The sequence below is a fragment of the Xenorhabdus doucetiae genome (assembly GCF_000968195.1).
GTDB lineage: Bacteria > Pseudomonadota > Gammaproteobacteria > Enterobacterales > Enterobacteriaceae > Xenorhabdus > Xenorhabdus doucetiae.
On the sequence record NZ_FO704550.1, the window covers coordinates 3,367,721 to 3,393,378 of the forward strand.

Annotated in this window: 19 protein-coding genes, 3 tRNA genes and 3 rRNA genes; 5 read left to right on the plus strand and 20 right to left on the minus strand. The window is 46.9% G+C overall.

The features are described 5' to 3' along the window. Positions 1-42: 42 nt before the first annotated feature. Positions 43-405 (plus strand): 6-carboxytetrahydropterin synthase QueD, encoded by a 363-nt coding sequence (gene queD / locus XDD1_RS14645; protein ID WP_045972315.1) that lies wholly within the window; start codon positions 43-45, stop codon positions 403-405. 34 nt (positions 406-439) lie between these two features. Here the strand turns inward: queD and queE are convergent, their stop codons facing one another. Then, positions 440-1,111 (minus strand): 7-carboxy-7-deazaguanine synthase QueE, encoded by a 672-nt coding sequence (gene queE / locus XDD1_RS14650; RefSeq protein WP_045972318.1) that lies wholly within the window; start codon positions 1,109-1,111, stop codon positions 440-442. A gap of 169 nt (positions 1,112-1,280) precedes the next feature. On the opposite strand from queE, the gene XDD1_RS14655 reads away from it, so the two are divergent. Then, the gene (locus XDD1_RS14655; protein ID WP_045972320.1) at positions 1,281-2,666 is read left to right on the plus strand and encodes an amino acid permease; all 1,386 of its coding nucleotides are present in this window, start codon (positions 1,281-1,283) and stop codon (positions 2,664-2,666) included. A gap of 72 nt (positions 2,667-2,738) precedes the next feature. Here the strand turns inward: XDD1_RS14655 and XDD1_RS14660 are convergent, their stop codons facing one another. The 11 genes from XDD1_RS14660 to pepQ form a co-directional block, all read right to left on the minus strand. Then, positions 2,739-3,506, minus strand: coding sequence for an endonuclease/exonuclease/phosphatase family protein (locus XDD1_RS14660; protein WP_045973672.1), 768 nt, complete (start codon positions 3,504-3,506; stop codon positions 2,739-2,741). A gap of 607 nt (positions 3,507-4,113) precedes the next feature. Beyond that, positions 4,114-4,190 (minus strand) — tRNA-Asp (locus XDD1_RS14665). 55 nt (positions 4,191-4,245) lie between these two features. Further along, positions 4,246-4,361, minus strand: a 5S ribosomal RNA gene (gene rrf / locus XDD1_RS14670). Between the two features lie 97 nt (positions 4,362-4,458). Continuing rightward, positions 4,459-7,369, minus strand: a 23S ribosomal RNA gene (locus XDD1_RS14675). A gap of 170 nt (positions 7,370-7,539) precedes the next feature. Next, a tRNA-Ala gene (locus tag XDD1_RS14680) sits at positions 7,540-7,615 on the minus strand. A gap of 103 nt (positions 7,616-7,718) precedes the next feature. Then, positions 7,719-7,795: transfer RNA gene (locus XDD1_RS14685), tRNA-Ile, on the minus strand. A gap of 66 nt (positions 7,796-7,861) precedes the next feature. Beyond that, positions 7,862-9,404 (minus strand): 16S ribosomal RNA (locus XDD1_RS14690). The 16S, 23S and 5S rRNA genes sit together here with 3 tRNA genes alongside, the layout of an rRNA operon. 393 nt (positions 9,405-9,797) lie before the next feature. Beyond that, positions 9,798-10,340, minus strand: a complete 543-nt coding sequence (hemG, locus tag XDD1_RS14695) for a menaquinone-dependent protoporphyrinogen IX dehydrogenase (RefSeq protein WP_045972323.1) — start codon at positions 10,338-10,340, stop codon at positions 9,798-9,800. Positions 10,341-10,405: 65 nt separating this feature from the next. After that, positions 10,406-11,857 carry a Trk system potassium transporter TrkH gene (trkH, locus tag XDD1_RS14700; RefSeq protein WP_045972325.1) on the minus strand — a complete coding sequence of 484 codons (1,452 nt, stop codon included), beginning with the start codon at positions 11,855-11,857 and terminating at the stop codon, positions 10,406-10,408. 37 nt (positions 11,858-11,894) lie between these two features. Next, a complete protein-coding gene (locus XDD1_RS14705; protein WP_045972327.1) occupies positions 11,895-12,506 on the minus strand; it encodes an IMPACT family protein in 612 nt (203 codons plus the stop codon). Beyond that, on the minus strand, positions 12,506-13,840 hold the full coding sequence (pepQ, locus tag XDD1_RS14710) for a Xaa-Pro dipeptidase (RefSeq protein ID WP_045972329.1): 1,335 nt from the start codon (positions 13,838-13,840) through the stop codon (positions 12,506-12,508). Before pepQ ends, XDD1_RS14705 begins: the two co-directional genes overlap by 1 nt. Before the next feature lie 273 nt (positions 13,841-14,113). Between pepQ and fadB the strand changes: the two genes are divergently transcribed. Together fadB and fadA are read left to right on the plus strand one after the other, a co-directional pair. Next, positions 14,114-16,300: a fatty acid oxidation complex subunit alpha FadB gene (gene fadB, locus XDD1_RS14715; RefSeq protein ID WP_045972331.1), complete on the plus strand. Its 2,187-nt coding sequence runs from the start codon at positions 14,114-14,116 to the stop codon at positions 16,298-16,300. Between the two features lie 11 nt (positions 16,301-16,311). Beyond that, positions 16,312-17,475 carry an acetyl-CoA C-acyltransferase FadA gene (gene fadA / locus XDD1_RS14720; RefSeq protein WP_045972334.1) on the plus strand — a complete coding sequence of 388 codons (1,164 nt, stop codon included), beginning with the start codon at positions 16,312-16,314 and terminating at the stop codon, positions 17,473-17,475. A 179-nt stretch (positions 17,476-17,654) separates the two neighbouring features. On the opposite strand, the gene fre is transcribed toward fadA, so the two are convergent. Both fre and ubiD read right to left on the minus strand, forming a co-directional pair. Beyond that, a complete protein-coding gene (gene fre / locus XDD1_RS14725) occupies positions 17,655-18,356 on the minus strand; it encodes an NAD(P)H-flavin reductase (protein ID WP_045972336.1) in 702 nt (233 codons plus the stop codon). Positions 18,357-18,366: 10 nt separating this feature from the next. Continuing rightward, positions 18,367-19,839 (minus strand): 4-hydroxy-3-polyprenylbenzoate decarboxylase, encoded by a 1,473-nt coding sequence (gene ubiD / locus XDD1_RS14730; protein ID WP_045972338.1) that lies wholly within the window; start codon positions 19,837-19,839, stop codon positions 18,367-18,369. A gap of 278 nt (positions 19,840-20,117) precedes the next feature. Here ubiD and rfaH point away from each other — a divergent pair, with 278 nt between their 5' ends. Further along, complete coding sequence (rfaH, locus tag XDD1_RS14735; protein WP_045972340.1) at positions 20,118-20,606, plus strand: transcription/translation regulatory transformer protein RfaH; 489 nt, start codon at positions 20,118-20,120, stop codon at positions 20,604-20,606. A gap of 54 nt (positions 20,607-20,660) precedes the next feature. On the opposite strand, the gene hemB is transcribed toward rfaH, so the two are convergent. The 6 genes from hemB to XDD1_RS14765 form a co-directional block, all read right to left on the minus strand. Then, the gene (gene hemB / locus XDD1_RS14740; RefSeq protein ID WP_045972342.1) at positions 20,661-21,677 is read right to left on the minus strand and encodes a porphobilinogen synthase; all 1,017 of its coding nucleotides are present in this window, start codon (positions 21,675-21,677) and stop codon (positions 20,661-20,663) included. Between the two features lie 127 nt (positions 21,678-21,804). Continuing rightward, positions 21,805-22,542: a Sec-independent protein translocase subunit TatC gene (tatC, locus tag XDD1_RS14745; RefSeq protein ID WP_045973674.1), complete on the minus strand. Its 738-nt coding sequence runs from the start codon at positions 22,540-22,542 to the stop codon at positions 21,805-21,807. Between the two features lie 4 nt (positions 22,543-22,546). Then, on the minus strand, positions 22,547-22,969 hold the full coding sequence (tatB, locus tag XDD1_RS14750) for a Sec-independent protein translocase protein TatB (RefSeq protein ID WP_045972344.1): 423 nt from the start codon (positions 22,967-22,969) through the stop codon (positions 22,547-22,549). A 3-nt stretch (positions 22,970-22,972) separates the two neighbouring features. Further along, positions 22,973-23,239, minus strand: coding sequence for a Sec-independent protein translocase subunit TatA (gene tatA, locus XDD1_RS14755; RefSeq protein ID WP_045972346.1), 267 nt, complete (start codon positions 23,237-23,239; stop codon positions 22,973-22,975). Between the two features lie 122 nt (positions 23,240-23,361). Further along, positions 23,362-25,002: a ubiquinone biosynthesis regulatory protein kinase UbiB gene (gene ubiB / locus XDD1_RS14760; protein ID WP_045972348.1), complete on the minus strand. Its 1,641-nt coding sequence runs from the start codon at positions 25,000-25,002 to the stop codon at positions 23,362-23,364. Then, positions 24,989-25,657 carry a ubiquinone biosynthesis accessory factor UbiJ gene (locus tag XDD1_RS14765; protein WP_045972350.1) on the minus strand — a complete coding sequence of 223 codons (669 nt, stop codon included), beginning with the start codon at positions 25,655-25,657 and terminating at the stop codon, positions 24,989-24,991. The genes ubiB and XDD1_RS14765 overlap by 14 nt, the downstream gene beginning before the upstream one ends. Position 25,658 lies beyond the last annotated feature (1 nt).

Sequence of the window (25,658 nt, forward strand, 5' to 3'; positions counted from 1 at the left end):
TCAGGTAGAATAGCCGACCTTTTGACATCAGGGGAAAGCATAATGAGTACAACCATCTTTAAAGATTTTCAATTTGAAGCAGCACATCACCTTCCACACGTACCTGAAGGGCACAAATGTGGGCGTCTGCATGGGCATTCATTTATGGTACGTCTGGAAATCACCGGAGAAGTCGATCCGCTCACTGGCTGGCTCATGGATTTTGCCGATGTAAAAGCGGTCTTTAAACCAATCTGGGAACAGCTCGATCACCACTATCTCAATAAAATTCCTGGGCTGGAAAATCCAACCAGTGAGGTCCTGGCCAAGTGGATCTGGGAACAGTTAAAACCGACGTTGCCTCAACTCAGCGCGATTATGGTTAAAGAAACCTGTAGCGCTGGTTGTATTTATCGAGGCCAGTAAAGATTCAGCACCAGAGGCTGGTGCTGAATGAAATTCAGGCGATATTCAAATACTTATGAGTTTGCATCGAAAAACGCCAATTACGGGCAATACACGTTTCAATGCACAGGCGGGTTGCCTCTTCTTTCTGACTGATCGGCTGTAAGGCAATCACCGGAGCAGGGTTGCCATCAAGCATCGTCAATAATTCATCCAATGCTTCAATATCGCGCTGCCGCCCGACCGGATGCTTGATTTCATTGGCGCGTTTCATCGCTTCAGGCAAGACCTGATATCCGCCACGCATTTTCACTTTCGGAGAAACCGTCACCCAAGTGTTGTCAGAACACTGGATCACGTGTGTGCCGCTTGTCTCTATCTGACATTGATAACCCGCACTTTCCAGTGTTTCAGTCAAAGGGCGCAGGTCATACAGGCACGGCTCTCCACCAGTAATGACAATATGTTTCGCGCTGTAGCCTTGACGAGTGAATATACTGAGTAGTTGCCTTGCATTCGCCACTCCCCACCGATCACTGTCTTGTGATTTCAGTAAGATATTTTCCATCGGCTGCTGTTTATCAGCCTCTTTTTCCCACGTGTGTTTGGTATCGCACCAGCTACATCCTACCGGGCATCCTTGTAATCGGATGAAAACCGCAGGTACGCCGGTAAACACGCCTTCTCCCTGTAACGTTTGGAAGATTTCATTTATTGGGTAAATCATAAAAAAACTCTGGCATTAATAAACTGCCCGTTATTATTACAGATATCTATCCCGCGAACATCCATCTTTATGGTATTGTACGAGGTTGCTTTTGCTGGCAACTCGCGCCAGACAGGGCATCGTATGCCTAACATACTCTCAGGCATGAAAGGATAGATGGGAATAACGAATGCAAAATAATGAAAATCAGCTTAAACAGGGTCTAAGCGTGCGGCATATTCGCTTCATGGCTTTAGGCTCTGCAATAGGCACGGGGCTGTTTTATGGCTCGGCAGCAGCGATACAGCAAGCTGGCCCCGCTGTATTGCTGGCCTATTTAATCGGCGGTGCCGCCGTATTTATCGTGATGAGAGCACTTGGCGAAATGGCCGTCCATCATCCTGTTTCTGGTTCTTTTTCACAATATGCCAGCCATTATTTGGGGCCTTTGGCCGGTTTTTTAACTGGCTGGATCTATGTTCTTGAAATGCTGTTTGTTTGTCTGGCTGATATTACCGCCTTCGGCACATATATGAAGCTCTGGTTCCCACATGTTGATCAGTGGATTTGGGTGCTGGGGATTGTCTGCTTTATTGGTGCCTTGAATCTGTGTCACGTCAAGATCTTTGGTGAAATGGAATTTTGGCTTTCGATCATTAAAGTCACGGCCATCATTGCCATGATTGTCTGTGGCCTTGCCATTATGCTATACGGGTTCGGGCAAACAACAGAACATGCAACTGGCTTGTCCAATTTATGGGAACATGGCGGCTTTATGCCAAATGGTATCAGTGGCGTCATCGCTTCACTCGCCATTGTTATGTTCGCCTTTGGTGGCATTGAAGTCATTGGTATCACGGCCAGTGAAGCGAAAAATCCAGAAAAAACGATCCCTAAAGCCATTAATGCTGTTCCATTTCGCATCTTAATCTTTTATGTTTTGACGCTGTGTATCCTGATGAGCATCTATCCGTGGAATCAAATTGGTCAGGATGGAAGCCCATTCGTCCAGATTTTCTCCCATTTAGGGATTAATTCAGCCGCGAACATTCTGAATGTGGTTGTGATTACCGCAGCTATTTCTGCTATCAATAGCGATATATTTGGCGCAGGCAGGATGATGTATGGTATGGCTCAGGAAAGACAAGCGCCCAAATCATTCAAGAAACTGACTCGTAATGGTGTGCCATGGATGACGGTTCTTGTCATGACGACGGTTCTGTTATTCGGCGTGGTTCTCAATTATCTCATTCCTAAAGAGATTTTCATTCTTATCGCTTCTGTTGCTACATTTGCAACCGTATGGGTTTGGTTGATGATTTTAGTCTCACATGTTGCCATGCGCCGCCAAATGAGTGCGGAAGAAGTCAAGACGTTGAAATTCCCCATTCCAATGTGGCCCATTGCCCCTGCCATTACGATCATCTTTATGGTCAGTGTTATCGCTTTGTTGGGCTATTTTGAACAAACAAGAGATGCGCTATATGTTGGTATAGGTTGGGTTGTTGTGCTAACACTAGCCTATTTCTTCGGCGTGAAGAAGCAACTGTCAACAAAACGCTCCTTCAATCAGTAAGCTAATCAATCCTGTTTTAAAAAGCGTCGGCCATCTCCGACGCTTTTTTATTTGCTCTCAGTTATCGTTACGTTACAAAGAGAAATTCACTATCAGAGGGTTATGATCAGAAGCACCGGTCATGACAACGGTTGCACGCGAAACGTTTAACTCACGATAAAACACAAAATCCAGCGGTTTGCCAAAAACAATCGTTCTATGATCATCATTAAAATGCACTTCTCTCAATTGCATACGGCGTGCAAAGCGCTCCAATATTCTTAACCTCTGCCGACTCCAGGCATTAAAATCGCCGGCAAAAATAACCGGGCCATTATGTAAACTGATATGGATGCCAATATTATTTAATTGCCGGTTATAGCCATCGACACCTAGGCTAAAGTTAATGGCGTGCACGTTTATTACCATCAACTGACGTTCATCGGGTAATGGATAAATCGTAATTAATGATGATTTAGCGAGCCTGAATATCGGCTCTTTCTCACGAAGCGGGCAACAATAAACCGGTGAGGACGATGCCAATGTCATCACGCCTGATGGATGTTGGGGAATAGCAAATGCAGGAACCTGATCCGCGATCAACCCGCTGGTTGTAATAAATTTCAATAAAGCCGGGGTCGTTTGTGCCTCTTGCAGTAAAACAAGATCACTCTCCTCAATTAAAGAAGCCAAAACATTTTGCCATGACGGACGCTGCTGTTTGTAGATATTCCAGATGGCAACAGAAAGCTTTCGATCGTTGGCAAGAAGCGGTTCTCCATGAGGTAACAACGCATCCTCAAGTAATTGCTGAGAAGTAGGAAAAATGCGTTCCACAGGCTGCCCAGCGACATATCTCATGGCATAATTTTTTTGAGCGTGATCTTTTTTCACCCAGCTTTTTATTAAGTAACTGCTCCTGATCAAGTTTTCCCCCTACTTACCTCAACATTGTTACCTCTACTAATATGACATCTTGATAAATGATTTCAATCTCTAACGCTTAAAAAAACAGCATCATTGTATAACAATAGATTAACAACATAATATATTGGCAAAATAATTATTCATTAAACTTTAGAATGAGTAGAGAGGTTTATTTAATGCTAAAAATAACATTAATATATTTTGATAAGTATCAATAAATATCATTTTTAAGAAATAAATCCTCCCGCGATGCAATATATAGATCCCCTAATAACCAAGACCTCCTTTTCAACTGATGAAGAGATATAACGATCTGATTAATTAAAAGTCTTTTTCATACAATGAATTAATTTATAAAATTTGTTATTACAACGTAGATAAGTCCCATTATAGGCTAAATGAAAGTTTTAGATTCGTTATCTGCCAAAAATCAAAGAGATAAACGAATTTAAAATAGATGATAAGAATAAGCAATGAGTTATAGATTGGATAATAAATAGAAAAACCCCTGAGAGATCTCTCAGGGGTTATCTAAATACGGTGGCGGTGCGGACGGGACTCGAACCCGCGACCCCCGGCGTGACAGGCCGGTATTCTAACCAACTGAACTACCGCACCACCGAATTTTTTACCCTTGCTGCCTTTTGTGCCGGCAACAAGCACTTAATTGAATGTCTGGCAGTGCCCTACTCTCGCATGGGGAGGCCCCACACTACCATCGGCGCAACGGTGTTTCACTGCTGAGTTCGGCATGGGGTCAGGTGGGACCACCGCGCTATTGCCGCCAGACAAATCCTGTTTTCAATCCCGAACAAGCTGTGACATTCTTTCATCTGAAACTTTTCGTCTTTTTCTCAAAATCACCCCAAAACACCTTCGGTGTTGTCAGGTTAAGCCGCACGGGTCATTAGTACCGGTTAGCTCAACGTCTCGCGACGCTTACACACCCGGCCTATCCACGTCCTCGTCTCGAACGTTCCTTTAGTGCCCTCAAGGGACAAGGGAAGACTCATCTCAAGGCAAGTTTCCCGCTTAGATGCTTTCAGCGGTTATCTCTTCCGCACTTAGCTACCGGGCAGTGCCATTGGCATGACAACCCGAACACCAGTGGTGCGTCCACTCCGGTCCTCTCGTACTAGGAGCAGCCCCTTTCAATCTTCCAGCGCCCACGGCAGATAGGGACCGAACTGTCTCACGACGTTCTAAACCCAGCTCGCGTACCACTTTAAACGGCGAACAGCCGTACCCTTGGGACCTACTTCAGCCCCAGGATGTGATGAGCCGACATCGAGGTGCCAAACACCGCCGTCGATATGAACTCTTGGGCGGTATCAGCCTGTTATCCCCGGAGTACCTTTTATCCGTTGAGCGATGGCCCTTCCATTCAGAACCACCGGATCACTATGACCTGATTTCGCACCTGCTCGCGCCGTCACGCTCGCTGTCAAGCTGGCTTATGCCATTGCACTAACCGCATGATGTCCGACCATGCTTAGCCAACCTTCGTGCTCCTCCGTTACGCTTTGGGAGGAGACCGCCCCAGTCAAACTACCCGCCAGACACTGTCCGCAGCCCGGATGACGGGCCCACGTTAGAACATCAAACATTCAAGGGTGGTATTTCAAGGATGGCTCCGTGCAGACTGGCGTCCGCACTTCACAGCCTCCCACCTATCCTACACATCAAGGCTCAAGGTTCAGTGTCAAGCTATAGTAAAGGTTCACGGGGTCTTTCCGTCTTGCCGCGGGTACACTGCATCTTCACAGCGAGTTCAATTTCACTGAGTCTCGGGTGGAGACAGCCTGGCCATCATTACGCCATTCGTGCAGGTCGGAACTTACCCGACAAGGAATTTCGCTACCTTAGGACCGTTATAGTTACGGCCGCCGTTTACTGGGGCTTCGATCAAGAGCGTCGCGTTACCGCTAACCCCATCAATTAACCTTCCAGCACCGGGCAGGCGTCACACCGTATACGTCCACTTTCGTGTTTGCACAGTGCTGTGTTTTTATTAAACAGTTGCAGCCAGCTGGTATCTGCGGCCGGCTTCGGCTCCGTGAGCAAGTCACTTCACCTAGTGCCGGCGTGCCTTCTCCCGAAGTTACGGCACCATTTTGCCTAGTTCCTTCACCCGAGTTCTCTCAAGCGCCTGAGTATTCTCTACCTGACCACCTGTGTCGGTTTGGGGTACGATTCAATGTTACCTGATGCTTAGAGGCTTTTCCTGGAAGCAGGGCATCAACCGCTTCGCCACCGTGGTGGCTCGTTATCACGCCTCAGTGTTATACAGATGACCGGATTTGCCAAATCATCCCACCTACACGCTTCAACCGGGACAAACCGTCGCCCGGCCGGCCTAGCCTTCTCCGTCCCCCCTTCGCAGTAACACCGAGTACAGGAATATTCACCTGTTTCCCATCGACTACGCTTTTCAGCCTCGCCTTAGGGGTCGACTCACCCTGCCCCGATTAACGTTGGACAGGAACCCTTGGTCTTCCGGCGAGCGGGTTTTTCACCCGCTTTATCGTTACTTATGTCAGCATTCGCACTTCTGATACCTCCAGCCAGCCTCACGACCAACCTTCAACGGCTTACAGAACGCTCCCCTACCCAACAACACAAACGTGTCGCTGCCGCAGCTTCGGTGCATGGTTTAGCCCCGTTACATCTTCCGCGCAGGCCGACTCGACCAGTGAGCTATTACGCTTTCTTTAAATGATGGCTGCTTCTAAGCCAACATCCTGGCTGTCTGAGCCTTCCCACTTCGTTTCCCACTTAACCATGACTTCGGGACCTTAGCTGGCGGTCTGGGTTGTTTCCCTCTTCACGACGGACGTTAGCACCCGCCGTGTGTCTCCCGTGATAACATTCTTCGGTATTCGCAGTTTGCATCGGGTTGGTAAGCCGGGATGGCCCCCTAGCCGAAACAGTGCTCTACCCCCGAAGATGAGTTCACGAGGCGCTACCTAAATAGCTTTCGGGGAGAACCAGCTATCTCCCGGTTTGATTGGCCTTTCACCCCCAGCCACAAGTCATCCGCTAATTTTTCAACATTAGCCGGTTCGGTCCTCCAGTTAGTGTTACCCAACCTTCAACCTGCCCATGGCTAGATCACCGGGTTTCGGGTCTATACCCTGCAACTTAACGCCCAGTTAAGACTCGGTTTCCCTGCGGCTCCCCTATGCGGTTAACCTTGCTACAGAATATAAGTCGCTGACCCATTATACAAAAGGTACGCAGTCACACCCTAAAGGGTGCTCCCACTGCTTGTACGTACACGGTTTCAGGTTCTCTTTCACTCCCCTCGCCGGGGTTCTTTTCGCCTTTCCCTCACGGTACTGGTTCACTATCGGTCAGTCAGGAGTATTTAGCCTTGGAGGATGGTCCCCCCATGTTCAGACAGGATACCACGTGTCCCGCCCTACTCATCGAACTCCCGGCTGGTGCATCTTTGTGTACGGGACTGTCACCCTTTACTGTGCGCCTTTCCAGACGCTTCCACTGACACACAAGCCGTTGTTGGTTCTGGGCTGCTCCCCGTTCGCTCGCCGCTACTGGGGGAATCTCGGTTGATTTCTTTTCCTCGGGGTACTGAGATGTTTCAGTTCCCCCGGTTCGCCTCATTCACCTATGGATTCAGTGAATAATAGTGTGACAAATCACACTGGGTTTCCCCATTCGGACATCGCCGGCTGATAGCGCTTCATATCAGCTCACCGGCGCTTTTCGCAGATTAGCACGTCCTTCATCGCCTCTGACTGCCTAGGCATCCACCGTGTACGCTTAGTCGCTTAACCTCACAACCCGAAGGTGTCTTCAGGTCGGAGTGTGTTGAGAGACTCATCAATGACCCATTAAAGTCACTGATTGTTTCAAATTTTCAGCTTGTTCCAGATTGTTAAAGAGCAAATTTTTCACAACACACGGTTTTCCCTGTGTTCTGAAAAATGTTTTCATTGAAGAGTCATGGTGGAGCTAAGCGGGATCGAACCGCTGACCTCCTGCGTGCAAGGCAGGCGCTCTCCCAGTTGAGTTATAGCCCCATATTCCGTATCATATACGCCGCAATCTTGATTAGCCAAGGCATAAACAAGCGAATCTTATTGAAATAAGCGAGTTTGTTTATAACGCGGGATAAGTAAGATTTGGTAGGCCTGAGTGGACTTGAACCACCGACCTCACCCTTATCAGGGGTGCGCTCTAACCACCTGAGCTACAAGCCTATACCGATACCGTCTCTTCTTTTATCAGACAATCTGTGTGAACACTCACATTTCACCATCTCAGGTTAAGGAGGTGATCCAACCGCAGGTTCCCCTACGGTTACCTTGTTACGACTTCACCCCAGTCATGAATCACAAAGTGGTCAGCGCCCTCCAAAAAGGTTAAGCTACCGACTTCTTTTGCCACCCACTCCCATGGTGTGACGGGCGGTGTGTACAAGGCCCGGGAACGTATTCACCGCAGCATTCTGATCTGCGATTACTAGCGATTCCGACTTCATGGAGTCGAGTTGCAGACTCCAATCCGGACTACGACAGACTTTATGAGTTCCGCTTGCCCTCGCGGGGTCGCTTCTCTTTGTATCCGCCATTGTAGCACGTGTGTAGCCCTACTCGTAAGGGCCATGATGACTTGACGTCATCCCCACCTTCCTCCGGTTTATCACCGGCAGTCTCCCTTGAGTTCCCACCCGAAGTGCTGGCAACAAAGGATAAGGGTTGCGCTCGTTGCGGGACTTAACCCAACATTTCACAACACGAGCTGACGACAGCCATGCAGCACCTGTCTCACGGTTCCCGAAGGCACTCCGGCATCTCTGCCAGATTCCGTGGATGTCAAGAGTAGGTAAGGTTCTTCGCGTTGCATCGAATTAAACCACATGCTCCACCGCTTGTGCGGGCCCCCGTCAATTCATTTGAGTTTTAATCTTGCGACCGTACTCCCCAGGCGGTCGATTTAACGCGTTAGCTCCGGAAGCCACGCCTCAAGGGCACAACCTCCAAATCGACATCGTTTACAGCGTGGACTACCAGGGTATCTAATCCTGTTTGCTCCCCACGCTTTCGCACCTGAGCGTCAGTCTTCGTCCAGGGGGCCGCCTTCGCCACCGGTATTCCTCCACATCTCTACGCATTTCACCGCTACACGTGGAATTCTACCCCCCTCTACGAGACTCTAGCCAACCAGTCTTGGATGCCGTTCCCAGGTTAAGCCCGGGGATTTCACATCCAACTTAATTGACCGCCTGCGTGCGCTTTACGCCCAGTAATTCCGATTAACGCTTGCACCCTCCGTATTACCGCGGCTGCTGGCACGGAGTTAGCCGGTGCTTCTTCTGCGGGTAACGTCAATCGTAAGCTGTATTAAAGCCTACGCCTTCCTCCCCGCTGAAAGTACTTTACAACCCGAAGGCCTTCTTCATACACGCGGCATGGCTGCATCAGGCTTGCGCCCATTGTGCAATATTCCCCACTGCTGCCTCCCGTAGGAGTGTGGGCCGTGTCTCAGTCCCAGTGCGGCTGGTCATCCTCTCAGACCAGCTAGGGATCGTCGCCTAGGTGGGCCATTACCCCGCCTACTAGCTAATCCCATCTGGGTTCATCCGATGGCGTGAGGCCCGAAGGTCCCCCACCTTGCTCCACAGAGTTCATGCGGTATTAGCCACCGTTTCCAGTGGTTATCCCCCTCCATCGGGCAGATCCCCAGACATTACTCACCCGTCCGCCACTCGTCAGCAAAACAGCAAGCTGTTTCCTGTTACCGTCCGACTTGCATGTGTTAGGCCTGCCGCCAGCGTTCAATCTGAGCCATGATCAAACTCTTCAATTCAAAGTGTTTGATGCTCAAAGAATTTCACTGTTAGTTCGTAATGAATTAACTGCTTAGTCACTCTTCAAGACTTTAATATTTTCCGCCTTTCGGCGTTGGATAGTGTCTTGCGAGTGCCCACACAGATTGTCTGATTAATTTGTTAAAGAGCGTTGGCAACCGGGCGTTTGTTCCGGGTTGCGAGGCTGCGTATCTTACGCTTTTTGCCTCCGGAGTCAAGCGTTTATTTTCGCTTTCTTTCCGCTTCCCTCAGCGGCTGTTCTCAGCTTGGCGTCGGTCAGTGGTGGCGCATTATAGGGAGTTTTACGGAAGTGACAATAGTTTTTTTTGATTTTTTTTCCGTTCGTGGTTTTTTTCCTCAAAACGGGGTAATAATCAGCGAAAAGACGATTTTTAAGGCGCTTTATCACACGATATTTGCAAAAACGCCTCAGAAAAACGATCGACCTGTTCCCAATCGGTGTATTCGATTTCTTTTGTTGTATCTGTTTCTCCTCCGGTCATACGCATAATGAACTGAATCATGATGCGATCCAACCAACGATAACGTGGATAACGTAGCGCTCCGGCAAAGACGTCACATAAATCAGGTTGCCACGGGCTTTTTATTAAAAACTTACGGACATAAGCGTTTGTCTCTGGTGTTCTTTTTTCTGGCTTTCTCGCCGTTAGATTGACACCAAAGAAGGCCGTTGGCATTTGGTTCAGTAGTTTTTGATGGTGAATGACAAAATGATGCAGTACGGAATTGAAACGACCATAACGTATTGATGCCCCTATCATGACTTTTTGATAAGACTGCAAGTTGACCTGCTTCACTGTCGAAAGATTTCTTAAATCACACTGAATACCAGCACGGCGGAGATTCTCGGCGATACGGGTAACAATTTTTTTAGTCTGCCCATCCTGAGTAGAATAGAGCAACAAATAGCTCATAGATACGCCCTTATTAAACAGAATTTCACATATAAAAATGGATCACTATCCATGCCATGCCCGCATTATTCGCGCCAAAAAGTTGGGGTAAACAGGACTAATAATGTGAACACTTCCAAACGTCCAAATAACATAGTGACAACCAATATCCATTTAGCCATCGGATTCATCGTCGTAAAGTTATCAGCAACGCTACCCAATCCTGGTCCCAAGTTATTTAATGTTGCTGCGATGGCAGAAAAAGCAGAGAACTCATCAACACCCGTTGCGATCAGTAACAACATACTAATGACGAAGACTAGCGCGTAAGCTGAAAAAAATCCCCATACTGCTTCAATAATGCGCTCCGGCAATGCCCGCCGTCCTAATTTAATGGTGTACACCGCGTTCGGGTGCACTAAGCGCTTTAATTCACGCGATCCTTGCAAGAACAACAACAAGATACGGATAACTTTGAGACCGCCGCCCGTCGAACCCGCACATCCCCCAATAAATGCAGAACATAACAGCAGGAAAGGTAAAAACAGTGGCCAATGGGCGAAAGTGTCCGTAGTAAACCCAGCCGTTGTCGCCATAGAGACAACCTGAAAAAAAGCGTGATTCAATGCTTCCCATTCTGATTCATAAACGGAATGTTGCCAGAGTATCAGCATACAGATTGCCAATAGTGCCAACTGAATAGTGATGAACATACGAAATTCTGGATCACGCCAATAAACTTTCAAACTTCGTCCAGACAGCACCGCAAAATGCAGACCGAAATTACAGCCTGAAATTAATAAAAAAATGGCAATAATCGTGTTGATAACCGGACTATTGAAAAAACCGATACTGGCATCATGAGTGGAAAACCCACCAATCGCGATGGTAGAGAAGCTATGGGAAATCGCATCGAATACCGACATCCCCGCGCCCCAAAGTGCCAGCGCACAGGCGATGGTCAGCAAGACATAAATCAGCCAGAGTGTTTTGGCCGTTTCTGCGATACGGGGGCGCATTTTATTGTCTTTCAATGGCCCTGGCATTTCTGCCCGATAAAGCTGCATTCCCCCAACGCCAAGCAGCGGCAAGATCGCCACAGCCAGCACAATGATCCCCATGCCCCCCAACCATTGCAACATTTGTCGGTAGAACAGAATCGCCTTGGGCAGGGAATCAAGGCCAACAAGCGTTGTCGCCCCGGTTGTCGTCAAGCCGGAAAATGATTCAAAAAAGGCATCTGTGATTGAAAGGTTAGGTTTTTCAGAGAAAATAAATGGCAATGCCCCCACGCTTCCCAACACCGTCCAAAATAGGACGACAATCAAAAAACCCTCTTTCGGTTTAAGATCAGCTTTTTGTTCCCGATTAGGCACCCACAAGATTAAGCCAATGACGAGAGCAAAGATAAATGTCTGGCTGAATGCCCTGCCTGCGCCATCGCGATAAATCAATGCCACCAAGCCCGGAATAATCATTGTGACAGAGAAAAGAATAACAAGTAGCCCAACAATACGGGTTATGGCGCGAAAATGCATTCGGCTGGTTCCTTAAGAATCCGATATGACGAAATAATTATGATTTTGGTGTTAAAAACAGCGCACCACGGCTCAAATCCCGTAATTTATCACCTATCTCCCCGACAAGGGTAGCGGGTAGCGAGACTTGCAGCATGACATTTTCAGCATAATCACTGGCGATCACTTGCCCTGAGAATTGGTGTAGCAACTGTTCTACCATTGAAATATGCGAGTACTCACACTGTAACTGATACAATTTCTGTGGCACTTTGTATTCGGTCTGCAACAATTTCAGCGCTTGCTGCACACCATTGCCATAGGCTTTTACCAATCCCCCCGTACCCAGTTTTATGCCGCCAAAATAGCGAACGGATACCGCGGTAATTTCGCCCAAGCCACTTCCTATTAACTGGGCAATCATAGGCTTACCGGCAGTTCCGGTAGGTTCACCATCATCAGAAAACCCCAACTGTTGGGAATCATCCGGCGCGCCTGCCACAAAAGCCCAGCAATGATGCCGGGCATCAGAATATTGTTCCTTGATGCTTTGGATAAATAACTTAGCCTCATCCACCCCGCTGGTGTGTTCCAGCAGGGTAATGAAACGACTCTTTTTTATTTCTTCAGTAAAGCTGACTGAATCCGCAGGGATCAAATAAGGCTTCATCAGGATAATTGTAAGTCTCTGGTCATATTTTCAATTTTTCCATCGTGAATAACGATGTTATCTTCGATACGAATCCCGCCATAATGTTTCAACATATCGATTTTTTTCCAATCAAAATGTTGGCGATATTCGCTTTCACGCCACTGCGCCAATAAAGTTTCAATGAAATAGATCCCAGGCTCAATGGTCAAAACCATTCTTGGCTCCAAGATACGGGTACAACGCAAATAAGGATGCTTTTCCGGAGCCGCCAAGTGAGTTCCTCTGTCATCCTGCATAAATCCAGCCACATCATGTACCTGCAAACCCAGAGGATGACCGAGTCCATGTGGGAAAAAGGGGGTTGTCAATCCTTTCTCAACCATGCCCTCTTCACTGATACCATGAAGAATATCATGTTTTTTCAGTATCTTGGCTATACGGTGATGCATATTAATATGGTAGTCGGTATATCGACTTCCCGTTTTAATTGTGCCGATGAGCGCTTGTTGCTCTTCATTCAGATCCTTTATCAGTGAAGCGAAATCATTATTCGGTTTTGCGGCATAGGTTCTGGTGATATCCGCAGCATAGCCATGATATTCCGCGCCGGCATCAATTAAGAAACTGCGAATTTCAGCCGGAACCCTTTGTTGTAATTTGTTGTAATGCAAAACCGCGCCATTTTCATTTAAGGCGATAATATTATCATAGGGAACATCGGTATCGCGGTGCCCGGTTGCCATCAAATAAAACATATTGATTTCGAATTCGCTCACACCAGACAAAAAGGCATCATAGGCGGCCTGATGACCATTGACGGCCGTTTTCTGCGCCTCACGCATACACGCCAATTGGTAATCTGTTTTATAGGAACGCTGGTAATCTAAATAGTCCAAGACGGTTTTGGGGTTGATATGGTGATCAAGAATGCCTAAAGATTTGGCACGCTCAGTTTGTTCACCAATATAAGCGGTGTTCTGTTTTGATAATCCATTTAGTTTGGTACTGATATCTTCAGCGTTTGCCAAATGAAACAGGTCTATTTCGTCAGTCCAGTAGCCGTTGGGCAGGGGTTCCACGCTATGCCAATAATCTACCGGTGAATAAAACCAGAGTTTGGGTTTATTGACACCATCAACCCACAACCAGCAATTCGGCACTTTGGTCACAGGCACCCAAGCCTTAAAGTGGGCATTGACCTTAAATGGGTAATGGCTGTCATCAAGAAAAACCCGCAATGATTCACCTGAATGAATAAGCAGGGCATCAAGCTGAGTTCGAGCCAAGATTTCGCGGACACGCTTTTGTAAGGTTTTAATATGTTCTTGGTACAGAGATGCTAACTTTTCCATCTTAATTAGCCTTTTGATTTTTTGGCAGGAGCTTAAATATTACCACAATTCACTCTAGTGGGAGCTATCACATGAAAAGTACCCTTTCTAAAACTGAGTAAATATATTTATATTTTTCAAAGCACTAACAAAATATATCACTGCCTGTCATAAATCTGTCCTGTGATCCGCCCTACAAAAAAATAATCATTAGTTTGCATTAAATTAACACATTAATCACAATCAACCTCATCTGGTCATACCAGATGGTATGCACTCATTGAGGAGAATGACATGCTCTACCTAAGTGAAACTATTCAAGTAAAATGGCTGAAAGATGGCATTGCTGAACTGATCTTCAATGCACCGGCTGCAATTAATAAATTAGATACAAAAACGGTGACGTCACTGGATCAGGCCGTTGCCGCCCTTGAGCAAGCAATTGAACTAAAAGGGTTGCTGATACGTTCTGAAAAACCCGCGTTTATTGTCGGCGCAGACATCACAGAATTTTTATCGCTATTTAATGCACCCGCAGAAAAACTGCACGAATTACTGGATCTCGCCAACAATATTTTTAACCGCATAGAAGATCTCCCTGTTCCAACTCTCTCCGCTATCAATGGCTATGCCCTTGGCGGGGGATGTGAATTAGTCCTTTCAACTGATTTTCGTGTCGCCTCCCCGGATCTGCGTATCGGATTGCCCGAAACAAAACTGGGCATCATGCCGGGGTTCGGGGGTTCTGTCCGTCTGCCGCGCTTGATTGGTACGGATAATGCTCTCGAAATCATTTCCGCCGGAAAAGATATTGGCGCTGAAGAAGCGTTGAAAAATGGTCTGGTTGATGCCGTCGTTTCTGCCGAAAAATTACGTGATTCTGCGGTTTCAGTGTTGGAACAAGCCATTCGAGGAGATTTAGATTGGAAAGCGGCTCGCCAGCCTAAACTGATGCCACTGAATCTCAATGAGATCGAACGTACCATGAGTTTCACCGTAGCAAAAGGGTTGGTCATGAAAGTGGCCGGTTCTCATTATCCGGCACCCATCACTGCGGTAAAAACCATTGAAAAAGCGGCGATACTGGGTCGCGATGAAGCCCTGAAACTGGAATCCGCCAGTTTTGTATCATTGGCACACACCCCTGTCGCCCATGCTTTAGTCGGTATCTTCCTGAATGACCAATATGTTAAGGGGTTGGCGAAAAAACACCTGCAAGCCGTCACGACACCTGAACATGCGGCGGTATTGGGTGCGGGAATTATGGGAGGAGGGATTGCCTATCAATCAGCGCGCAAGGGCATTCCTGTTCTGATGAAAGACATCAATCAAAAAGCGCTGGATTTAGGTGTCAATGAAGCGGCCAAGTTGCTGAATAAACAATTTGAGCGTGGGCGCTTAGATGCCATGAAGATGGCCAAGATTCTGGCATCTATTCAACCCACCCTGAATTATGCCGGTATTGAGCAATCCCAGATTGTGGTTGAAGCTGTGGTTGAGAATCCTAAAATCAAAACAGCCGTTCTGGCAGAAGCAGAATCCTATATCAGCGATGACTGTATTTTAGCTTCGAATACCTCCACCATCCCAATCACTGAATTAGCAAAATCACTCAAACGCCCGGAAAACTTCTGTGGCATGCATTTCTTTAACCCAGTGCATCGTATGCCGTTGGTCGAAATCATCCGTGGAGAAAAAACCTCAGATAAGACAATTTCCAGCGTTGTCGCCTATGCCAGTAAAATGGGTAAAACCCCCATCGTGGTTAACGACTGCCCTGGCTTCTTTGTCAACCGCGTATTGTTCCCTTATCTGGCGGGTTTTGGCATGTTGCTGCGTGATGGCGGTGATTTCCGCCAAATCGACAAAATCATGGAAAAAGAGTTTGGCTGGCCAATGGGTCCCGCTTATCTGATTGATGTTGTCGGCATTGACACCGCTCACCATGCACAGGCGGTTATGGCCCAAGGTTTCCCCGACCGCATGAGTCGCGATTATCGGGATGCCATTGATGTATTATTTGAAAATCAGCGTTATGGTCAGAAGAATGGCGTCGGTTTTTATCAATATGTCCAGGATAAAAAAGGCAAACCGAAAAAAGCGCAGGATGAAACGACCGATCAGTTACTGGCCAGCATCAGCAAGCCGAAACAGGCTTTCTCTGGCGAAGAGATCATTGCCCGAACCATGATCCCGATGATTAACGAAGTTGTTCGTTGTTTGGAAGAAGGTGTCATTGCCAGCCCGGCAGAAGCGGATATGGCTCTGGTATATGGCTTGGGCTTCCCGCCATTCCACGGTGGTGTTTTCCGTTACTTGGATACTATGGGAACCGCAGCCTACGTGAAGCTGGCAGAAAGTTATGCGCACTTGGGCGCGCTCTATCACGTACCTGCGGGCCTGAAAGCAAAATCCGAAAGCAATGAAAGTTACTACCCTGCACCGGCAGAACTTGCTGTTAATCCAGGTGAAAAAGCGTGAGGTCTGAAAACATGGAAAACGTAGTTATTATTGATGGTATCCGTACCCCAATGGGGCGCTCAAAAGGGGGTGTATTCCGTCAGGTCCGTGCCGAAGATCTCAGTGCACATCTGATGAAATCCATACTTAAGCGCAATCCTGCCGTTAAACCTGAAGATATCGATGATATTTCTTGGGGATGTGTGCAACAAACTCTGGAACAAGGGTTCAATATTGCGCGTAACGCGGCATTGCTGGCAGGGATCCCCCATTCCGTCCCCGCCGTCACAGTTAACCGCCTTTGTGGTTCTTCAATGCAATCACTGCACGACGGTGCCCGCATGATTATGACGGGTGATGCCAGTATTGTGATGGTTGGCGGTGTTGAGCACATGGGGCATGTTCCCATGACACACGGTGTCGACTTTCATCCTAAGTTAAGCCGCAATGTTGCCAAAGCAGCCGGTGTGATGGGGCTGACAGCCGAAATGCTGGCCAAAATGTATAACATTAGCCGTGAAATGCAAGATGAGTTTGCCCTGCGTTCTCATCAACGCGCAGCACAAGCCACCGAATCAAAGGCGTTCGCCAACGAAATCGTGCCAATGTATGGACATGATGCCGACGGGAATATAAAACTCGTCACTTTCGATGAAGTGATCCGCTCAGAGACTAATCTAAAAGATTTGGCTGCGCTACGTCCTGTTTTTGATCCCGTCACCGGCAGTGTGACGGCGGGTAACTCCTCAGCGCTTTCTGATGGCGCCTCAGCCATGCTGATCATGGGCGAAAGCAAAGCGAAAGAGTTAGGGTTAAAGCCTCGCGCTCGTATCCGCTCAATGGCAGTTGTCGGCTGTGATCCATCTATCATGGGTTATGGCCCGGTGCCTGCTACCCAAATGGCCTTGAAGAAAGCCGGATTAAGTCTTGCGGACATTGGCGTCATGGAATTGAACGAAGCATTTGCGGCACAATCCTTGGCTTGTGTAAAAGGGCTGAATCTGCTGGAGAGTATGGATGACAGAATCAACCTAAATGGTGGCGCAATTGCTCTTGGGCATCCATTAGGCTGTTCTGGGACTCGCATTACCACTACCCTGCTTAACTTGATGGAACGTAAAGATGTTCAGTTCGGGCTATCAACCATGTGTATCGGGTTAGGCCAAGGTATCGCCACGATTATTGAAAGAGTCTAACGATCAGAAGTTGGCTACTGGAATAGAGAACGTAGCCGACTTAATGATTGAAATTTAACGGTTTTCCCTTGTCTGTCTTGTCTATTGCATCACTCTGATAAGTTGTTGCCGTAGTTTCCCGCCTGTCAGGGGCGGGTTTTTTATTTCTTATTTAGTAAAACGACTTATCGACAAACGGCTCAAATAAACTCAAACGCATCGCCATACATACGATCAACAGAGGCATCACGTTCACTACAGAACCGTTCACGGGCAATTTTAGCCATCTCAAAGCGACCGGCAATATAGATATCATGATTTGCCAAACTGCCGAAATCTTCTAAAACTGCGCTCAGCACGGTGCCGGTTCTCCCGCGCCAGTGTTCATCAACCTGTTCAACCACCGGAACAACGGTCAAATTGGGATAACGTTCACTCAATAACTGCAACTCATTTAAATCATAAAGATGTTGCAGCTCTCGTCCACCCCAATAGATAGCAATTTCACGATTGGGATTTTTTTCCAACGCGGCCAATAGTATAGAACGGGTATACGAGAACCCTGTTCCACCCGCAATCAATAACATCGGATTTTCACTGTCTTCACGAAACCATGCCTGACCGTGTGGAATATCAATATCAATGACTTTCTGATCCAAGATCCTATCCATGACTGCCATCGCATAGAGATTTAGCTCAGAAGCCCCAATATGCAGCTCAATCATCTGTTTTTCTGACGGTGGTGATGCCATGGAAAAAGGGCGCTTATCCCTTTCATCCATAATCACCATCAAATATTGCCCTGCACGGAAAGAAAAAGGCGAGTCAGGTAATAAACGAACCCGATAAACTGTATCTGTAATGGAGTCAACCGATGTTACTTTACAACTTAATATTGTCATGCGTTCCCTCTTATCGCTTCAAAATATCTAATTGATCCCAAATTTCATCGACACGGGCCCGAACCTCATCGCTCATCACTATCGGGCGCCCCCATTCCCTTTGTGTCTCTCCTGGCCATTTATTGGTTGCATCTAACCCCATTTTTGAACCTAATCCAGAAACAGGAGAGGCAAAATCGAGATAGTCAATGGGGGTATTTTCCATTAAGACAGTATCTCTCTGCGGGTCCATTCGCGTTGTTATCGCCCAGATGACATCATTCCAGTCTCGCGCATTGATATCATCATCACAAACGATAACAAATTTTGTATACATAAATTGCCTCAGATATGACCAAACACCCATCATCACTCGCTTGGCATGGCCTGCATACTGTTTTTTTATTGTCACGATCGCGAGTCGATAAGAACAGCCCTCTGGCGGCAAATAAAAATCCACAATTTCAGGAAATTGTTTTTGCAATATTGGCACCAGAACCTCATTCAACGCAACACCCAGCACTGCCGGTTCATCCGGTGGACGCCCGGTGTAAGTGGAATGATAGATAGCATCACTGCGTTGGGTAATATGGGTTACTGTAAATACCGGGAACATATCAACTTCATTGTAATAGCCGGTATGATCACCATATGGCCCTTCCGGTGCCATTTCACCCGGCTCAATATAACCTTCAAGGATAATTTCAGCGCTGGCAGGCACTTCCAGATCATTGGAGAGACATTTCACAACTTCGGTTTTATGCCCGCGCAATAATCCAGCAAACGCATATTCAGACAACGTATCAGGAATTGGAGTCACCGCGCCCAATATCGTGGCTGGATCAGCACCCAATGCAACCGCCACCGGAAAACGCTCACCCGGATGTGCCTGACACCACTCCTGAAAATCAAGTGCCCCGCCACGGTGTGATAACCAGCGCATAATCAGTTTGTTTTTGCCCAATACCTGTTGACGGTAAATACCCAAGTTCTGGCGCTCTTTATTCGGCCCCTTAGTGACCGTCAATCCCCATGTAATCAATGGCGCGGCATCTTCCGGCCAGCAATGCATAACCGGAATACGGCTGAGATCCACCTCATCCCCCGCCCAAACCTGCTCCTGACAAGGTGCAGAATTAAGGCGTTTGGTTGGCATGTTCAAAACCTGTTTGAATTTAGGCAGCTTATCAACCAAATCACGAAAGCCTTTTGGTGGTTCAGGCTCTTTAAGGAAAGCTAATAGCTTACCCACATCATGCAGTGCCTTAACATCATCCTGTCCCATTCCCATGGCAACCCGCTTAGGTGTCCCAAACAAGTTGCACAACACAGGCATCGAATATCCCTTAGGATTTTCAAATAATAAAGCAGGCCCACCGGCACGAAGAGTACGATCTGCAATTTCAGTCATTTCCAGATAGGGGTCAACTTCCATCCGAATTCGTTTTAATTCACCAGATTGTTCCAACAAGGAAAGAAAGTCTCTTAGATCGCGATATTTCATATTATTCATTTGTGCCGATTTTTAGGAGGGAAAGCCATTATAAACCCTCTCATGAGGGTTACAAGGTAAACTCATAACCCGCTAAAAGGCAATGGATTTAGTGCAATCTTGTGGGGCAGATTCCTCAGATATAACGAAATGAGACTTTTATTGAAAATAAGCGCGGTAGAATATAAAAAAATACGGCTTACACTTTTAAATAAGTTCCATTTTTATTGATGACCCTTGAGTGCGGGTTTTGTTATGCTAGACATTCTGCGTAATGGAGTCGAAATATTATGGGAAATTGGTATCTTCTTTACTGTAAACGTGGGCAAGTCACTCGGGCAATAGAAAACTTAGAGAGACAGGACGTTATTTGCCTAACACCTACAGCCAAAATTGAAAAAATCATTCGGGGTAAACGAACCACCGTTACCGAACCCCTGTTTCCCAATTATCTGTTTGTTCACTTTGATCCCGAACTTATTCATACCACTACCGTTAATTCAACCCGGGGTGTCAATAATTTTATTCGGTTCAGCACTTACCCTGCCATTGTGCCACAGACATTAATCGACGAATTAATGTCTGTGACTGAGCAAGAATATATCGCACCTGAGACCCCAATTACGGGTGATACGGTCTTGATCACTGAGGGGATCTTCGAGGGTATTCAAGCCATTTATAACGAACCGGATGGGGAAACCCGTTCTATTCTCTTACTGAATATTCTCAATAAAGAAGTTTCTAAGGTTTTGGATAATAAGCACTTCATCAAAGTCTAATTAAGAAACGGGCAAAATTGCCCGTTTTCTTTTATAACCACGCGATAGCGATAATCAATATTTTTGTTCATGCAGCCACTGTGCCACACGCTTGGCAAAATAGGTCAGCACGCCATCGGCACCCGCTCGTTTGAAACACAATAACGATTCCATAATCGCGGGTTGCTCTTTCAACCAACCATTTTGAATGGCTGCCATATGCATGGCATATTCGCCAGAAACCTGATAAGCAAATGTCGGCACACCAAAAGTCTCTTTCACCCGACGGAGCACATCCAAATACGGCATACCCGGTTTCACCATGACGCTATCGGCACCTTCCTGCAAATCCTGCGCAATTTCCTGCAATGCCTCATCACTGTTGGCGGGGTCCATTTGATAGGTCATCTTATTCCCCCCTTTCAGGTTGCCGCTGGAACCAATGGCATCCCTGAATGGCCCATAGTAACAAGAAGCGTATTTGGCAGAATAAGCCATGATTTGGGTATTGATGTAATTATCCAGCTCAAGCTGCTCACGGATCGCACCAATACGGCCATCCATCATATCGCTTGGGGCGACAATTTCAGCTCCGGCTTCCGCATGGGACAATGCCTGCTTGACCAGAATATCTTTGGTAATGTCATTGATAACATAGCCATCCTGATCAATCACCCCATCCTGACCGTGGGTCGTAAAGGGATCGAGTGCGACATCGGTCAAAAGGCCCAATTCAGGCACCGCATCTTTCAGGGCACGCACAGAACGCTGGATCAAACCGTCTGGATTATAGGCCTCTTTCGCATCCAGTGATTTTTTGTCTGCTTCAATTACCGGAAACAGAGACAAAACAGGAATACCCAGTCGGGCAATCTCTTCTGCTTCTTTCAGCAAAAGATCGATTGTCAGACGATACACTCCTGGCATTGACGGTACTTCCTGACGTTGATTTGACCCTTCCATAACAAATACGGGATAAATCAGGTCATTAACCGTCAGTTGATTTTCAGCAACCAAGCGGCGGGAAAAATCATGACGGCGTATACGGCGCATACGACGACCGGGAAATGCGCCCGGAAATACATAGCTCATACATTCTCCTAATGTAAAAAAACCCAGCGACAACGCGCTGGGTGACTGAGTCAATAAGCATCGTTTCGTGATAATGATGTTAACACCCTCAATCAGTTAGCGATAACCATGAATGTTTGGCATCAGATTATTTTTTTTTGCCAACATTTTTGCCAACATAAAACTGTGAAAGCAAAATCCCCAGTTCAAACAGCAAATACATGGGAACCGCCAACAAAGTTTGTGAGAAAACATCAGGCGGTGTTAACAGCATCCCCACCACAAACGCCCCGACTAAAATATAAGGCCGTTTTCTTTTCAGCGATTGTGGCGTGACTACGCCACTCCAACACAGCAGAATAATGGCAATGGGTATTTCAAATGAAACGCCAAAAGCCATAAACAGCGCCATGACAAAGCTCAGGTAATTGCTGATATCCGTCGAGATCACCACCCCGGCTGGCACGGTATTGACAAAGAAACCAAATGCAATGGGAAAAACGACAAAATAGGCGAATGCCATTCCCATATAAAACAAGACACTACTGGAAAACAGCAAGGGCATAATCAAACGGCGTTCGTGCTTATACAGTGCCGGTGCAATAAATGCCCAGACTTGATAAAGGATCATCGGTGCCGAAACAAAGATAGACACCATCACAGTCAGTTTAATCGGGGTAAAAAAAGGGGATGCAACGTCTGTCGCAATCATGTTTGCGCCTTTCGGTAATTGATCCATTAAAGGCGCTGCAATCAGCCGATAAATATCATTGGAAAAATAGACCAATGCCAGAAACACGATCAGCACGGTAATTAAGCTATTTAAAATCCGCTTACGCAGTTCAATCAAGTGACTGATAAGAGGTTGGGTATCATCCACAGACATGTTTTCAGTGTTCGCCATTTGCTTGTTCAGGAGATGTTTTTTTCTGTTGCTCTGGTTTTTCAGCCGATTGGGATGTCGAAGAATGAAAATGCGTTTCGTCTTCTTCCAATTCACTCATTTCGTCCGGCTGCAACTGATACTGTTTTTTCAATGATTCCGCCGCTTCCTTTAATTCTTCCATGGTTGCCTTCAATTCTGGCGACAATGACTGCATATCGGCTTTTTCTTCCATTTTTTTCAGCGTGTCCTGAAGCTCCTGCAATTTCAGTTCCTGAGCCAGTTCATTCTGGACATTCGCCGCCAGCGAGCGCAATACCCGAATCCACCCGGCCACTGTTTTGACGGCAATAGGCAGACGCTCCGGCCCCAGAACAACCAAGCCGATGACCATCACTAACAGTAGTTCACCAAAACCAATGTCAAACACGGTTTATACCTGCTCTTTGTCTTTACTTTTATTCTCTGATTTTTCAGATTGCGCTGCCGTAGACTTTTCAGTGAGGTTTTTCGTGTCAAAATCAGCATCCTGACTCATTTTTTCCGGCTGTTCGGGTTTTTCATCATCACTCATGGCCTTTTTAAAGCCTTTGATGGATTCACCCAAATCTGAACCCAAGGTGCGAAGTTTATTCGTACCAAACACCAAAACGACAATGACAGCAATGATGAGTAATTGCCAAATACTTATACCACCCATACTGACCTCCCTCTATTCATCAGAATATTACTCGTGACTTAATTATAAACGACGAACTTTATGTTCGAGAATAACGGATCATACCAAGGATCGCAGCAGAATGACTTTCATTTAATATTCATTCACGACTGACGCTTGTTTAAATGACGCCAGCCCAATCCCCATGCTGCCATTCCTGCCCCTATCATGCCCCATGCCAGATGTTTCTGATCGATGATGAAAAACAAACTACCACAGATAAAGAGCGTTGCACCAATCCCCAATAAATAAAGCGACTTGCGCTGCCTGATCTGTTGCTCCCTGAATTGTTGCGATATCTGATCAATGCTGCTCTGTAAACGTCGGTGCTGTTGAAGCGTGCCATACACCAGTTCCGGCAGCTCCGGTAGCTTTTCTGCCCAATAAGGCGCCTTCTCTTTAAAGGCTCGCACGATAGCAGGAAGGCCAACCTGATCATGCAGCCAATCCTCCAGAAAAGGTTTTGCTGTTTTCCACAGATCAAGCTGAGGATAAAGTTGACGACCCAAGCCTTCAACATATAACAATGTTTTTTGTAGCAGAACCAACTGGGGCTGAACGGCCATATTAAAACGCCGGGCGGTATTGAAAAGGTTCAGCAGAACATGCCCGAATGAGATTTCAGCCAGCGGTTTTTCAAAAATCGGCTCACAAACGGTACGGATGGCAAATTCAAAATCTTCCACATTGGTATCCGCTGGCACCCAACCCGAATCGACATGCAGTTCAGCGACCCGACGATAATCACGATTGAAGAAAGCAATGAAATTTTCGGCCAAATAGCGTTTATCATCTTTATTCAAAGAGCCGACAATACCGTAATCGATGCCGATATAAGTCGGATCTTCCGGCTTGTCATAACTGACAAAAATATTACCGGGGTGCATATCTGCATGGAAAAAACTATCGCGAAATACTTGGGTGAAGAAGACCTGAACCCCGCGTTCCGCCAATAATTTCATATTGGTGTTTTGCGCCTCTAAAGCCGCCACATCTGACACCGGAATGCCATAAATGCGCTCCATAACCAAAACATTTTCCCGACAATAATCGGGATAGACTTCTGGCACATAGAGCACCGGGCTATCTTCAAAATTACGGCGTAATTGAATTGCGTTTGCGGCTTCACGTAATAAATTCAGCTCATCAAGCAGGGTTTTCTCATATTCTCTCACCACCTCACGCGGACGAAGACGACGACCATCCGGCAACAGCGGAACCAGATTTGCCAAACGATACATTAACCGCACGTCAGCTTTAATGACGGGCAGAATATCCGGCCGGATCACTTTCAGAACAACGTCTTTGCCATTTTCCTTCAACCGGGCAGTATGTACCTGAGCGATAGAAGCAGAAGCCAGTGGTTGGGGATCAAAATCCTCAAACCACGTTTCCAGCGGCCCCTCTAATGCCGTTTCAATCGATTTTCGCGCCACTGCGCCATCAAAAGAAACCACCCGATCTTGTAACATCGAAAGTTGATCGGCGATCGCCGGCGGGAACAGGTCACGGCGCGTGGAGAGCATTTGACCAAACTTGATCCAGACCGGGCCGAGTTCTTGTAATGCCAACCGCAAGCGTTCGCCGAGGGGCTTGTCCTGATGCCGGTTAGGGAGCCAAAACAGGAAATAACGCCCAAAACGCAACGGCCATGTCAAGCGAATATTGGGGATAAGTTCATCCAGCCCATAGGTAAGAAAGACGCGGATGATAAAGTAAAGTCGCCTAATTTCACTGGGCGTCATGCTTTCCCTCCAGTGCCGCCAAGCGTTTTTCGAGTTGGTTTACCTGATTGGCAACCACATTAACTTCTTCACTGAAATAGGCCACTTCCAACGCACCGGGAACCAGGTTCCATTCTTCCGTCAATGATTCGGTAAAATACGCTTTCTTCCTTGCAAGGGTATGGCCGGCAAATGCAAAACCCTTCTTCATCATCCGGCTAAGACCTTCCGCGACAATATCACCGACATAAGGGGAAAAGTGATGAGCCGGATCCCACTCTGACATATCCAGCAAAGCAGACCATTGTTGAATAACCTGCATATCCCCTTCAATAACCATTTCACCGCTGTTAATCAGGGCTGAAAGACACTGACGATCTCGTAGCTTGAGCAGCGCCGGGATCGTGGCTTTCATTGAGCAATCCGCCGGCTCTGACCATTGGCTCAAAACATCCACTCGCCTGTCACTGAATATCAGTATCAAAGGTGTTTCGATTTCTTTTAGTTCGATAGACAGTATTTTACCTGCCAGTCTTAAACGGGCAGGCTTTAGTACCGCTTCACGGTATAACAGATGATTCAGGGTGGTTTCCAGAAAGGCGGTCAATGCCGGAAACAGCACCTGATCATGGGATATCGCAGGACGCATGCTATGGCTTGATGAGGGTGTTTCCATG

Coding starts and splice junctions, on each gene's coding strand:
- XDD1_RS14705 (WP_045972327.1), bottom strand. CDS start 12,506: ATGAAGCCTTATTTGATCCCTGCGGATTCAGTCAGCTTTACTGAAGAA.
- queE (WP_045972318.1), bottom strand. CDS start 1,111: ATGATTTACCCAATAAATGAAATCTTCCAAACGTTACAGGGAGAAGGC.
- ubiB (WP_045972348.1), bottom strand. CDS start 25,002: ATGACGCCCAGTGAAATTAGGCGACTTTACTTTATCATCCGCGTCTTT.
- queD (WP_045972315.1), top strand. CDS start 43: ATGAGTACAACCATCTTTAAAGATTTTCAATTTGAAGCAGCACATCAC.
- fre (WP_045972336.1), bottom strand. CDS start 18,356: ATGACAATATTAAGTTGTAAAGTAACATCGGTTGACTCCATTACAGAT.
- fadA (WP_045972334.1), top strand. CDS start 16,312: ATGGAAAACGTAGTTATTATTGATGGTATCCGTACCCCAATGGGGCGC.
- pepQ (WP_045972329.1), bottom strand. CDS start 13,840: ATGGAAAAGTTAGCATCTCTGTACCAAGAACATATTAAAACCTTACAA.
- trkH (WP_045972325.1), bottom strand. CDS start 11,857: ATGCATTTTCGCGCCATAACCCGTATTGTTGGGCTACTTGTTATTCTT.
- tatA (WP_045972346.1), bottom strand. CDS start 23,239: ATGGGTGGTATAAGTATTTGGCAATTACTCATCATTGCTGTCATTGTC.
- tatC (WP_045973674.1), bottom strand. CDS start 22,542: ATGTCTGTGGATGATACCCAACCTCTTATCAGTCACTTGATTGAACTG.
- ubiD (WP_045972338.1), bottom strand. CDS start 19,839: ATGAAATATCGCGATCTAAGAGACTTTCTTTCCTTGTTGGAACAATCT.
- XDD1_RS14765 (WP_045972350.1), bottom strand. CDS start 25,657: ATGGAAACACCCTCATCAAGCCATAGCATGCGTCCTGCGATATCCCAT.
- rfaH (WP_045972340.1), top strand. CDS start 20,118: ATGGGAAATTGGTATCTTCTTTACTGTAAACGTGGGCAAGTCACTCGG.
- XDD1_RS14660 (WP_045973672.1), bottom strand. CDS start 3,506: ATGAGATATGTCGCTGGGCAGCCTGTGGAACGCATTTTTCCTACTTCT.
- fadB (WP_045972331.1), top strand. CDS start 14,114: ATGCTCTACCTAAGTGAAACTATTCAAGTAAAATGGCTGAAAGATGGC.
- hemG (WP_045972323.1), bottom strand. CDS start 10,340: ATGAGCTATTTGTTGCTCTATTCTACTCAGGATGGGCAGACTAAAAAA.
- XDD1_RS14655 (WP_045972320.1), top strand. CDS start 1,281: ATGCAAAATAATGAAAATCAGCTTAAACAGGGTCTAAGCGTGCGGCAT.
- hemB (WP_045972342.1), bottom strand. CDS start 21,677: ATGAGCTATGTATTTCCGGGCGCATTTCCCGGTCGTCGTATGCGCCGT.